The 11,544-nt window shown below is 64.5% G+C and carries 11 protein-coding genes; 1 reads left to right on the top strand and 10 read right to left on the bottom strand.

Features of this window, described 5'->3' with window-relative positions:
* Nucleotides 1-143 precede the first annotated feature (143 nt).
* Genes phnK through phnG form a run of 5 tightly spaced genes read right to left on the bottom strand, consistent with a single transcriptional unit; the run spans nucleotide 144 to nucleotide 4,011 of the window.
* A complete protein-coding gene (phnK, locus tag NKH90_RS07350) occupies nucleotides 144-920 on the bottom strand; it encodes a phosphonate C-P lyase system protein PhnK (RefSeq protein WP_352818408.1) in 777 nt (258 codons plus the stop codon).
* On the bottom strand, nucleotides 917-1,828 hold the full coding sequence (locus NKH90_RS07345) for an alpha-D-ribose 1-methylphosphonate 5-phosphate C-P-lyase PhnJ (protein WP_352818404.1): 912 nt from the start codon (nucleotides 1,826-1,828) through the stop codon (nucleotides 917-919). The genes phnK and NKH90_RS07345 overlap by 4 nt, the downstream gene beginning before the upstream one ends.
* Nucleotides 1,825-2,937 carry a carbon-phosphorus lyase complex subunit gene (locus NKH90_RS07340; RefSeq protein WP_352818401.1) on the bottom strand — a complete coding sequence of 371 codons (1,113 nt, stop codon included), beginning with the start codon at nucleotides 2,935-2,937 and terminating at the stop codon, nucleotides 1,825-1,827. Before NKH90_RS07340 ends, NKH90_RS07345 begins: the two co-directional genes overlap by 4 nt.
* A 1-nt stretch (nucleotide 2,938) precedes the next feature.
* Nucleotides 2,939-3,550, bottom strand: coding sequence for a phosphonate C-P lyase system protein PhnH (gene phnH / locus NKH90_RS07335; protein WP_352818398.1), 612 nt, complete (start codon nucleotides 3,548-3,550; stop codon nucleotides 2,939-2,941).
* Nucleotides 3,550-4,011 (bottom strand): phosphonate C-P lyase system protein PhnG, encoded by a 462-nt coding sequence (gene phnG, locus NKH90_RS07330; RefSeq protein WP_352539446.1) that lies wholly within the window; start codon nucleotides 4,009-4,011, stop codon nucleotides 3,550-3,552. Before phnG ends, phnH begins: the two co-directional genes overlap by 1 nt.
* Nucleotides 4,012-4,145: 134 nt before the next feature.
* Between phnG and phnF the strand changes: the two genes are divergently transcribed.
* Nucleotides 4,146-4,889, top strand: coding sequence for a phosphonate metabolism transcriptional regulator PhnF (phnF, locus tag NKH90_RS07325; protein ID WP_352818394.1), 744 nt, complete (start codon nucleotides 4,146-4,148; stop codon nucleotides 4,887-4,889).
* An 18-nt stretch (nucleotides 4,890-4,907) separates the two neighbouring features.
* Here phnF and NKH90_RS07320 read toward each other — a convergent pair whose 3' ends face one another.
* From NKH90_RS07320 to NKH90_RS07300, 5 genes are all read right to left on the bottom strand, one after another.
* Nucleotides 4,908-5,924 (bottom strand): zinc-binding alcohol dehydrogenase family protein, encoded by a 1,017-nt coding sequence (locus tag NKH90_RS07320; RefSeq protein ID WP_352818391.1) that lies wholly within the window; start codon nucleotides 5,922-5,924, stop codon nucleotides 4,908-4,910.
* Between the two features lie 70 nt (nucleotides 5,925-5,994).
* Nucleotides 5,995-6,960 carry an ABC transporter permease gene (locus NKH90_RS07315; RefSeq protein WP_352448376.1) on the bottom strand — a complete coding sequence of 322 codons (966 nt, stop codon included), beginning with the start codon at nucleotides 6,958-6,960 and terminating at the stop codon, nucleotides 5,995-5,997.
* A complete protein-coding gene (locus NKH90_RS07310; RefSeq protein WP_352474096.1) occupies nucleotides 6,957-8,510 on the bottom strand; it encodes a sugar ABC transporter ATP-binding protein in 1,554 nt (517 codons plus the stop codon). The genes NKH90_RS07315 and NKH90_RS07310 overlap by 4 nt, the downstream gene beginning before the upstream one ends.
* A 104-nt stretch (nucleotides 8,511-8,614) precedes the next feature.
* Nucleotides 8,615-9,610, bottom strand: coding sequence for an ABC transporter substrate-binding protein (locus NKH90_RS07305; RefSeq protein WP_023675208.1), 996 nt, complete (start codon nucleotides 9,608-9,610; stop codon nucleotides 8,615-8,617).
* 329 nt (nucleotides 9,611-9,939) lie between these two features.
* Nucleotides 9,940-11,445, bottom strand: coding sequence for a UxaA family hydrolase (locus NKH90_RS07300; protein WP_352818387.1), 1,506 nt, complete (start codon nucleotides 11,443-11,445; stop codon nucleotides 9,940-9,942).
* Nucleotides 11,446-11,544: the final 99 nt, after the last annotated feature.

Raw genomic sequence — 11,544 nt, 5'->3', positions numbered from 1 at the left:
GGCATCCCGAACCTCCCGGCGCAAAGCGCGCCAAACTGTTCGCGATGTCCTCGCACACCTGTTCGCGATGTCTCCGGTCCAAACACCCCCTTGAGGGGGAGATGGCCGGCAGGCCAGAGGGGGGTACGCCGGAGCAATCATCGTCACACCTGCAGAATCGAGGAGACAAGCAACTGGGTATAAGGCGCGCGCGGATCGTCGAGGACGCGGTCGGTGAGGCCGCTTTCGACGACGCGGCCGTCCTTCATCACCATCATGCGCTGCGACAGCAGACGTGCCACTGCAAGGTCGTGGGTGACGACGATGGCCGCCAGGCCGAGATCGGTGACCAGGCCGCGCAACAGATCGAGCAGGCGCGCCTGCACCGAGACGTCGAGGCCGCCGGTTGGCTCGTCCATGAACACCAGCCGCGGCCCGGTGACGAGGTTGCGGGCGATCTGCAGGCGCTGGCGCATGCCTCCGGAAAAGGCGCGCGGCTCGTCGTCGATGCGGTCTTCGTCGATCTCGACACGCGACAACCAGTCGACCGCGGTGGCGCGGATTTTTCCATAGTGGCGGTCGCCGACCGCCATCAGCCGCTCGCCGACATTGGCGCCGGCCGACACCGTCATGCGCAGCCCGTCGGCCGGGTTCTGATGGACAAAACCCCAATCGGTGCGCATCAGGAAGCGGCGCTCGGCCTCGCTCATGCGGTAAAGTTCGCGAAACTGGCCGCCGCGCATCCGGTAGCTGGCGGTGCCGGAGCTGGGCAGCAGTCGAGTTGACAGGCAGTTGAGCAAAGTCGTCTTGCCGGAACCGGATTCGCCGACCACCGCCAGCACTTCGCCCGACCAGAGGTCGAATGTGACGTTCTCGCAGCCGACGCGCGAGCCGTAGAATTTGGACAGCGCCGAAACGCGCAGCAGCGGTTCGTCTGTCATTGCGCCGGCTCCGTTTTTCCTGGGGCAAGATGGGTCTCGGGCGCGAGATGGCCGCAGTGGCCTTCCGCGCGCCGCCTCTCGCAATAATCGGTATCGGAGCAGACGAACATGTGGCCGCCATGGTCGTCGAGGATGACCTCGTCGAGATAGACGTTCTCGGCCGCGCACAGCGCGCAGGGCTGGTCGAAGGTCTGCACCTCGAACGGATGGTCCTCGAAATCGAGGCTGACCACATCGGTGAAGGGCGGCAGCGCGTAGATGCGCTTTTCGCGGCCGGCGCCGAACAATTGCAAAGCCGGCGAACGGTGCATCTTCGGATTGTCGAATTTCGGCGTCGGCGAGGGATCCATCACATAGCGGCCCTCAACCTTGACCGGGTAGGCGTAGGTGGTGGCGATGCGGCCATGCCTGGCGATGTCTTCGTAGAGTTTTACATGCATCAGACCGTATTCCTCCAGCGCATGCATCTTGCGCGTCTCCGTCTCGCGTGGTTCGAGGAAGCGCAGCGGTTCGGGGATGGGCACCTGATAGACCAGCACCTGGCCGGCACTCAGCGGATATTCGGGAATGCGGTGGCGCGTCTGGATGATGGTCGCCTTGGCCGTCTCGGTGGTGACGGCGACATTGGCGACCTTCTTGAAGAAGGCGCGGATCGAAACCGCATTGGTGGTGTCGTCGGCGCCCTGGTCGATGACCTTGAGCACATCGTCCGGGCCAATGATCGAAGCGGTGACCTGCACGCCGCCGGTGCCCCAGCCATAGGGCATCGGCATTTCGCGCGAGGCAAACGGCACCTGGTAGCCGGGGATGGCAATGCCCTTGAGGATGGCGCGGCGGATCATCCGCTTGGTCTGCTCGTCAAGATAGGCGAAGTTGTAGGTGGCGATGTCCGCTGGTTGTGCACTCATTCCGCTGCCTCCCTCTTTTCTTCGGCCTTGCCGGCATTTTCGCGGGCATCATGCTCGGCGCGCATGCGGCGCACGAGGTCGAGCTCGGCCTGGAAGTCGACATAATGCGGCAGCTTCAGATGCTCGACGAAGCCGGTCGCCTGGACATTGTCGGAATGCGAGATGACGAACTCCTCGTCCTGCGCTGCGGCGATGACATCCTCACCCAACTCCGAGGCGCGCAGCGCGCGGTCGCATAGCGCCATGGCCATGGCCTTGCGCTCGCTCTGGCCGAAGACGAGGCCATAGCCGCGGGTGAATTGCGGCGGCGCCTTGGCCGAGCCCTTGAACTGGTTGACCATCTGGCATTCGGTGACGCGGATGCTGCCGAGCGGCACGGCAAAGGGCAGTTCCGGCACGTCCAGTTCCAGTTCGACCTCGCCGATGCGAACCTCGCCGACGAAGGGATGGTTGCGCGCGTAGCCGCGCTGGGTGGAATAGCCGAGCGCCAGCAGAAACCCCTCGTCGCCGCGCGACAGCGCCTGCAGGCGGATGTCGCGCGCCATCGGGAATTCGAGCGGCTCGCGGGTGATGTCGCCGAGGGTATGATCCCCAGGCATGTCGCCGTCGGGCTCGATCAAGCCTTCGCGGGCGAGGATGGCCGAGACGCGCGGCATGGCTTCCGCCTCGCCTGCGCGCTGCTCCGGTTCGGCGACATCGCCGCCGGCGGCGAGCTCGGGATCGAGCAGGCGGTGGGTGTAGTCGAAAGTCGGGCCGAGCAGCTGGCCGCCGGGCAGGTCCTTGTAGGTCGCCGACACCCGTCGCTCGACCAGCATCGTGCCGGTGTCGATCGCCCTTGTGTAGCCGAAACGCGGCAGCGTCGTGCGATAGGCGCGAACCAGGAAGATCGCCTCGATCATGTCGCCGCGCGCCTGGACGATGGCGAGTGCCGCCAATTCCCGGTCGTAGAGCGAACCTTCGCTCATCACCCGGTCGACGCCGAGCGCCAGCTGCTCGACGATCTGGTCGAGGCGAAGTGCGGGCACCGAGCGGTCGCCGCGCCGGCGGTCGGCGAGCAGTTTGTGGGCGTTGCGAATGGCCGCTTCGCCACCCTTTACCGCGACATACATCCTATGCCTCCATCGTCTTGATGCGCGTCGTGCGCGGCAGGCAGGCAATTGCTTCGGACGTGGCGAGGATGATGTCGACGCCACGCGGAAAACGCTGGTTGTTCTGCTTCCATTGCTCGACGAAATGGCGCGGCATTTGCGCCGGCGCGATCGTCGCCGTCTTCTCGATGCCCGGGCCTTCGAGCAGCAGCGGAGCGCCGGAGACAAGATCGCTGACCTCGAGGATCAGCGTCGTGGAGCGATCGGGATAATCCTGGGTGCCTTGCGAAAACCCGTCGAGCGCCATCATCTCGGCCGGCGTGGCGATCAGCGCGAAATGCGCGTCGGCCGGGGTGTTGGCCAGCGGCGCGCCGGTATGAAAGCCAAGCCAGGATTTCACCGTCGCTGAAGCCTGCAAGGCGTGGTCGAGCCAGAGCGGCGTGTCGTTATCGCACAGCGCCAGCGCAACGGCCCCGGCGGTGGCCGACAGCGGCACCGGGGGGTGGGCGAGGGCCGGCAGCGGCTGCACACTGCCTGGCCGCGCCATCGCGTCCATCACGGCACGGAATACGATCTGGGCATTGAATACCGGATCGGCGAAGCCGCCTTCAATGGATTGAGTGGCGATATCCATCAGTCTTCTCCGCGCACCATGGTGAAGAAATCGACCTTGGTCGCCGCCGTCTCGGCGCGGCGCTGTTCACGCGCCTTGGCCAGTGCCGCCTGCAATGGCGCAACGATCCTGATCTCGACCTCATTGCGGTGGGCCGGGTCCTGCCACAGCGCATCGGCGATCGCCGCCAGCCTTGCCTTCTGCTTGTCGCGACCAAGTGCGTAGCAGTGGCCGACATGGCCGGACGCAAGCCGCACCGTGGCACGGGTGACCGTCGCCTCGCCGACATTGAAAGGGGCACCACCGCCGCCGATGCGGCCGCGTACCGTAACCAGGCCGGTTTCGGGGCCACGCAGAAGTTCCGCTTCGCAAGGCAGGCCGGTTTCGTCCCACAGGCGGACGATGTCTTCGCCGGCCGATTGCGCCAGCGTCGCCATCACGGCCTTGCGCTCGGCCTGCTCTCGCGCTTCCCGTCCTCGCATGGCCGTACTCCTCGTTTGCGTGAATTTGTCTATTGATATAGACAACTATACAAATTATACTCGTTATCTAGCGCGTGTCCATGACGGGCACGTGACACCGGCCAAAAGATCGGCGCAAAGAATTGGGGCGGGAGATGATCGGACAAGCCAACCGCATCGAGCGGCGCAGCGGTGTCGCGCTGTGGCGGCAGATCGCCGACCAGATACTGCATTCGATCGCCGTCGGCGATTTTCCCGAGAATGCCGCGCTGCCGCCGGAGATCGCGTTGGCCGGACGCTATGGCGTCAACCGCCATACGGTGCGTAGCGCTATCGCAGCGCTGGTGCAGGAGGGCGTGCTCAGGGCGGAGCAGGGGCGCGGCACCTTCGTGCTGTCGCGCAAGCGGCTGTCTTATCCGATCGGCGCTCGCACCCGCTTTTCCGAGGGATTGCAAGGACAGGCGTCCGAGCGGCATATCACCTTGCTCGCGTCATCGGTCGAGCCGGCCAACCGTCGTGTCGCAGAGGGCTTAGGCCTTGCGACGGGCGCCGATGTGATACGCCTGGAAACGCGCGGCGAAGCCGATGGAATGCCGGTGTCCCGCGCTGCCGGCTGGTTCGATGCCAAGCGCTTTGCCGGCATCGATGCCGCCATGGCGGAAACCGGTTCGATCACCGCATCGCTGGCACGTTTCGGCATCGACGACTATCTCAGGCAATCGACCGTGCTGTCGGCGCGCCATGCCGATGCCGCCGACCTTGCTGACCTCGACCTGCAGCCCGGCGCCATCGTGCTAGTGACGGTCGCCGTCAACGTCACGCCCGACGGTCAGCCGATACAGTTTTCGGAGTCGCGCTTCCCGGCCGAGCGGATCGAGCTCAAATTGTCGGCGCTCTGAGATACGGCAGCCCTGGCATCATCCGACTTGAATGACGGCCTTGATCAGGCCGGACTTCTCATGCGCCCAGCGGGCGAGGTCGTGCGGCGTCTCGCCAAGCGTGGTGCGGTGGGTGACCAGCTTTGCCAGCGGCAGCGCGCCGTTGCGGATCGAGGCGGCGACATGGTCGAAATCGGCACTCAGGGCGTTGCGGCTGCCGATCAGCATCATCTCGCGCTTGTGGAATTCGGGATCGGAAAAGGCGATGTCGTCCTTGACGACGCTGACCAGGACCAGCGCCCCGCCGTGCGCGACATGGGCGAAGGCCGACTGCACCGACCGGGTGTTGCCGGTGGCATCGAAAACCACGTCGAAGCCGTCGCCGCCGGTTGCTTCCCGCACCAGGTCGGCAGCAGCGCCCCGCGAGCCGTCGAGGGTCGCGAAGCCGAGTTCGCTTTCGGCGAAACCCAGCCTCTCCGCACTCATGTCGAGCAGCATCACGTCTAGCCCGGCGATGCGGGCGAACAGCGCCGTGCCGAGCCCGATCGGGCCTGCACCGATGACCAGTGTGCGCGCACCTGGATCAGCGAGCGAGCGCCGCACGGCATGGGCGCCGATCGCCAGGAATTCGACGGCGGCGGCATCGGCCAGTGACAGGCCGTTTGCCGGATAAAGATTTTGCGCCGGCACCAGGATCTGCTCGCACATGGCGCCGTCGCGGTGGACGCCGAGCACCTCGATCCTGCCGCAGCAATTCGGCTTGCCTTGCCGGCAGGCGATGCATTTGCCGCAGGCGAGATAGGGATTGACGATCACCGCTTCGCCGACGGCGAGATCGACGTCCTCGCCAACCTCGATCACGGTGCCGGAAACCTCGTGGCCCATGATGCGGGGATAGGCGAGGAACGGGTGCTTGCCTTCGAAGATGTGATAGTCGGTGCCGCAGATGCCGACATGGCTGACGGCGACCAGCGCCCAGCCGGCGGGGGGCGCGCCAGGCGCCGGACGATCTTCGAGGACAAGTTCGCCGGGCGAGCGGCAGACGACGGCTTTCATGCTTCAATCCAGTCGGTTCATGGCACTGCCGGCCCTGCTGTGGCGAGGCCGGCGATTGTTGGGAGGCGGTCTATTTGCCGCGGCGGCGCAGCCCGTCGAAATAGACGATGACGATGATCAGCACGCCGGTGATGATGCGCTGCCAGAAGGCGTTGACGTTGAGCAGGTTGGCGCCGTTGTTGATGGTGGCAAGGATGAAGGCGCCGAGCAGCGGTCCGTGCACGGAGCCGACAGCGCCGAACAGCGAGGTGCCGCCGATCACCGAGGAGGCGATCGCCTGCAATTCCCAGCCCTCGGCCTGCGTCGGATTGCCGATGCCGATGCGCGACGCGAGCAGCACGCCGACGAAGGCCGCACACAGGCCCGACAGCGTGTAGGCCATGTAGATGGTGCGCTGGACGTTGACGCCTGACAGGCGCGACGCCTCGGCGTTGGAGCCGACCGAGAACAGATAGCGGCCCCAGCGGCTGTGGTGCAGGAAGATGTAGGCTGGGATGCCGACCAGGATCACCATCCAGAACAGATTGGGGACGCCGGCGAAGGAACTGCGCGAGAACGTCTGGAAGGCGTCGTTGTTAATCGAGATCGAGTTGCCGTTGGTCATCAACAGACCGATGCCGCGCAGCGAGGTCAGCGTTGCCAGGGTGATGATGAAGGGCGGCAGGCCCATCTTGACGATGCCGAACCCATGGAACATGCCGATGGCGACGCCGACCAGCAAGGTGATCAGGATGGCGAGGAAAACCGGTGTGCCGGCGTTGATCAGCATCGCGACGATGACGGTGGCGAAGCCGACCACGGCGCCGACGGAAAGGTCGATGCCGCCGGTGATGATGACGAAGGTCTGGCCGACCGCCAGGATGGCGATCATCGACCCTTGCCGCAACAGGTTGGAGATGTTGTTGGCCGAGGCGAAGCTCGGCGTCGCCACCGACAGGATAATCCATAAAAGAACCAGCAGCGCCAGCAGTGTCAGCCCGAACAGGGCGTTGTAGTTGCGTTTCGGCCTTTCGGCAGCGATCGCCTCGGTGCTCATATCTTCCCTCCCGGTTTTTCTTGTTTCTCGGCCAGCGCCTGGGTGAGGATCTCCTCGTGGTCAGCGGTACGAAAGCCGTGCGTGGCCACCAGCTTGCCGCGCCGGAACACGTGCAGCGTGTCGGCGAGTTCATAAACCTCGGGCAGGTAGGACGAGATCAGGATGATGCCGGCTCCCTTGGACAACAGCGCGCCGAACAGGCGGTAGATCTCGGCCTTGGTGCCGACGTCGACGCCGACAGTCGGCTCGTCGAAGATGAATAGCTTGGCGCCATGGGCGAGCCATTTGCCGATGACTATCTTCTGCTGGTTACCGCCGGACAGGCTGGAGGCCAGCGCGCCGCGCGTCGGCGTCTTGATGCGCAGGTCGGCGATCTGGCGATCGGCTTGCGCCTTTTCCTGCGCGCGGGAGATCAGCAGATTGCTGGAGATGCGCTTGTAGATCGGCAGATTGAGGTTGAGTCCGACCGGCAGGTTGAGGCAGAGGCCCTGGTCGCGGCGGCTTTCCGGGGCCAGCGCCATGCCGAGCCTGATCGCGTCGTGTTCGGAATTGACCTTGACCTCCTTGCCCTCCCAGAGGATATGGCCGGCCGATTTGCGGTGCCGGCCATAGAGCGTGGTGACGAACTCGCTGCGCCCGGCGCCGATCAGGCCGTAGAGGCCGACGATCTCGCCGGCGCGGACGGACATCGAGACATTTTCGAAACCCTTGCCGGACAGGTTCCTGGTTTCGACGATGGTCGCGCCGGGGGTGAAATGCTCCTTGTGGTAGACCTGCTCGATCGAGCGGTTGATCATCATCTTGACCAGCTCGGCGTCATTGGTCTCGGCAATGTTCCTGGTGCCGACCAGCGTGCCGTCGCGCAGCACCGAGACGCGGTCGGCGAGCTCGAACACTTCTTCCATGCGATGGCTGATGTAGATGATGGTGACGCCTTCGCCCTTCAGCCGGCGAATCAGCGTGAACAGCTGGTCGGCCTCCTTGCGGGTAAGATAGGCGGTCGGCTCGTCGAAGATCAGGAATTTGGTGCCGCGCACGGTGGCGCGGGCGGCGGCGATCAACTGCTGCTGGCCGATGGTCAGGTCACCCAGCATGACATGCGCCGGCAGGTCGAAGCCGAGATCGTCGATGATCTTCTGCGCCTGCCTGATCATCGCCCGCTGCTGCAGGATGCCGAAGCGGGAATCCTCCTCGCCGAGGAACATGTTGGCGGCGACGGTGAGATGGCGGCACAGGACGACTTCCTGATGCACGGCATTGATGCCGAGCGCCATCGCCTCATGCGGCGTTGCCAATGCGGCAGGTTTGCCCTCCCAGATGACGTCGCCGGAGGTGCGCGGCATGACGCCGGTAAGAAGCTTGATCAGGGTGGATTTGCCGGCGCCGTTCTCGCCGACGATGGCGTGGATCTCGCCGGCCTTGAAGGCGAGATCGACCGGCTTCAGCGCATGGGTGCCGGGATAGCGCTTTTCCAGCCCGCGGAGTTCGAGGATGGTCCTGCCCGGTTCCAGCGTTGGGGCCGGATGGAGTTCCTGCGCCGTCGACATCATGACAATCCTCCCAGATTGGCCCCCAAAGATTGGCCTCGCGATTGGCACGAGTGGGATGTTTCCGGGGCGAAAAGGCCCCGGAAACAGTTCACTTGCGGCTATGCTCAGTCGAGCTTCGGGTTGAGCAGCGCGTCGATCTTCGGATCCTTCATGTTGGCCTTGGTAACCAAATTAGCGCCCGTGTCGACATTGGCCTCGACCTTCTCGCCCTTCGAGGCGGCGAGCGCCGTCTTGATGCCGTCATAGCCCATCCGGTACGGATCCTGAACGACGAGAGCCGAAATGACGCCGTCGTTGAGGAACTTGATCAGCTTCTCGTCGCTGTCGAAACCGACCAGCCCGACCTTGCCGGCAAGACTGTTCTCGGCGATCGCCTGACCGACGCCCTGCGCCATGATCAGGTTGGAGGCGAAGATGCCCTTGAGGTTGGGGTTGGCGGTGATCAGGTCGGTGGCGATGTTGAGGCCGGTGGTGGCTTGGCCGTCGGCGTATTTGTCGGCGACCAGCTTGAGGCCCGGATATTTGGCAGCGAGCTGTTCCTTAAAACCCTGGGCGCGCTGTTCGAGCGAGCCGGCGCCCGGAAGCGCGGTGATCAGGGCGACGTCGCCCTCGACCTTGCCGCCATTGGCTTCGCCGATGGCTGCGGCAAGGCCGTCAGCGGCAACGCGGCCGCCCTGGATGTTGTCGGTGGTCAGGAATGAGGTGAAGGCCTTGGAGTCGGCGCCGGAGTCGATACCGATGATCTTGACCTTGGTGGCGGCCTCGTCGATCGGCTTGCCGAGCGCCTTGGCTTCGGTCGGCGCAATGACGACGGCCGCCGGGTTGCCGGCGACGGCATTTTCAAGGATCGAGATCTGGCCGTTGACGTCGGTCTCGGCCTGGGCGCCGAGCTCCGGCACGTTGACGCCGAGGTCCTTGCCGGCCTTGCGGGCTCCCGCCAGAACGATCTGCCAGTAGAAGGACGTGGTGTCCTTGACGATGATCGGAATGGTTGCGTCGGCCGCGGATGCCGGGGCCGAGTGCATCACGCCGGCAAGCATCGAGGCGGCTGCGAGTGCCACGAAGGCGCGGCGGTTGAGAATGCTGGTCACGAATTTCATTAGGAGTCCTCCCTAAGTCGCCCGGTGAATGTTACGGAAGCTCCATTCGGATGGCGCGGCCCAAACGGAACTTTATCAATAAAAAACATTTACCGCATTTTGATAGTGCATCACCTCGGTCGGCGCAAGCGATGTTTGATGGCCGCTCGAATGGCTGGGCGGGAAAGCTTGCTCCCTCGGAACTCCGCTGCCAATCTCCTCCAATATGTCGCATGGAATATTAATTCCATCGTCCAGTCAATATGGAATGTTCATTCTTTTTCGGGAGCGTTGGAACTGTGACGCCTGGCCATCACGTCCGGCGTTCGCGAGTATTGCGCATGTCCGGCTTAGAGCGTCGCTCCGAGATGCCAAGGCACGAACTCGTTGTCGCCGTAGCCGAACTCCTCGCTCTTGGTCTTGCGGCCCGAAGCCGTCTCGACGATCAGTTCGAAGATCTCGCGGCCCATGCCGGCGATGGTCTTTTCGCCCGAGGCGATGACGCCGCAATTCACGTCCATGTCCTCTTCCATGGTGTGGTACATGGTCGAGTTGCTGGCGACCTTGATCGACGGCGTCGGCCGGCAGCCGAAGCAGGAGCCGCGGCCGGTGGTGAAGACGATGACGTTGGCGCCGCCCGCCACCTGGCCGGTGGCCGAGACCGGGTCGTAGCCGGGCGTGTCCATGAACACCAGCCCGTGCCCGGTGACCTTTTCGGCATAGCCGAAGACGCCGTTGAGCGGCGTCTGGCCGCCCTTGGCGACCGCGCCGAGCGACTTTTCCAGGATGGTGGTCAGGCCGCCGCGCTTGTTACCCGGTGAGGGATTGTTGTCGATCGATGCGCCATGCTTGGCGACGTGGTCTTCCCACCATTTCACATAACCGTCGAGCTTGGCGGCGATCTCGGGGGTTGCGGCGCGATAGGCGAGCAGGTGCTCGGCGCCGTAGATCTCCGTTGTCTCGGAAAGGATGCCGATGCCGCCGACGCCGGCCAGGATGTCGACCGCGGCACCCAGCGCCGGATTGGCGGTAATGCCGGACATGCCGTCGGAGCCGCCGCATTGCAGGCCGACGACGATCTCGCTGACCGGGATCGGCTCACGCTGAAGCTTGCCGACCTCCTCGGCGATCTCGGCCAGCACGACCAACGCCTTCTCGACCGATTTGCGCGAGCCGCCGGCTTCCTGGATGTTGAAATGACGTTTTCCCGCGGCAACGCCCTTCTGGCCGTAGAGGGTGAGCTGGTTGACCTCGCAGCCGAGCCCGACCATCAGCACACCACCAAAATTCGGATGACGGGCGTAGCCGGCCAGCGTGCGGTGTAGCACCATCATGCCGTCGCCGGTGGCGCTCATGCCGCAGCCCTGGCCGTGGACGATCGGGACGAAGCCGTCAATGCCGGGATATTGCGGCAAAAGCGTGCGGTTCGCCGCGTCGGCGATGGCGTGGCAGACGGTGGCCGAGCAATTGACGCTGGCGAGAATGCCAATGAAGTTGCGCGTACCGGCGCGGCCGTCGGCGCGGCGGTAGCCCATGAAGGTGCGGGCGCGGTCGGCCTCGGTCGGATGCACTGCCTCGCTCGGCGGCACCACCGGCAAACGCCCGCTTTCGAAGACCAGATTGTGCGAATGGACATGCTCGCCGGGCGCGATGTCCTGCGTGGCGCGGCCGATCGCCTGGGCGTATTTGACCACGGCCTCGCCGGCCGCAATCGGCTTGATCGCCACTTTGTGGCCCGGCTCGATCACTGCGGCGGCGACGGCGCCGCCCGGCAGCACGGTGCCGATCTCGATGCGGCCATTGGCGACCGCGACATTGTCGGCGGGAGACAGAAGAATGCTGTTTGCGGCGTTCACGGGAGCTTCCTGGGTGTGTTCCTGGGTGCGCGAGCGGATTGACACGCGGCTCTTAACATATAATGTCTTTTATCGTGAAAAAACATTTTTGCGTCAATT

The sequence above is a fragment of the Mesorhizobium sp. M0898 genome, from assembly GCF_040319695.1.
Taxonomy (GTDB): domain Bacteria; phylum Pseudomonadota; class Alphaproteobacteria; order Rhizobiales; family Rhizobiaceae; genus Mesorhizobium.
This window is presented reverse-complemented; position numbering and strand designations above follow the sequence as displayed.

Coding starts and splice junctions, on each gene's coding strand:
- phnK (WP_352818408.1), bottom strand. CDS start 920: ATGACAGACGAACCGCTGCTGCGCGTTTCGGCGCTGTCCAAATTCTAC.
- NKH90_RS07345 (WP_352818404.1), bottom strand. CDS start 1,828: ATGAGTGCACAACCAGCGGACATCGCCACCTACAACTTCGCCTATCTT.
- NKH90_RS07340 (WP_352818401.1), bottom strand. CDS start 2,937: ATGTATGTCGCGGTAAAGGGTGGCGAAGCGGCCATTCGCAACGCCCAC.
- phnH (WP_352818398.1), bottom strand. CDS start 3,550: ATGGATATCGCCACTCAATCCATTGAAGGCGGCTTCGCCGATCCGGTA.
- phnG (WP_352539446.1), bottom strand. CDS start 4,011: ATGCGAGGACGGGAAGCGCGAGAGCAGGCCGAGCGCAAGGCCGTGATG.
- phnF (WP_352818394.1), top strand. CDS start 4,146: ATGATCGGACAAGCCAACCGCATCGAGCGGCGCAGCGGTGTCGCGCTG.
- NKH90_RS07320 (WP_352818391.1), bottom strand. CDS start 5,924: ATGAAAGCCGTCGTCTGCCGCTCGCCCGGCGAACTTGTCCTCGAAGAT.
- NKH90_RS07315 (WP_352448376.1), bottom strand. CDS start 6,960: ATGAGCACCGAGGCGATCGCTGCCGAAAGGCCGAAACGCAACTACAAC.
- NKH90_RS07310 (WP_352474096.1), bottom strand. CDS start 8,510: ATGATGTCGACGGCGCAGGAACTCCATCCGGCCCCAACGCTGGAACCG.
- NKH90_RS07305 (WP_023675208.1), bottom strand. CDS start 9,610: ATGAAATTCGTGACCAGCATTCTCAACCGCCGCGCCTTCGTGGCACTC.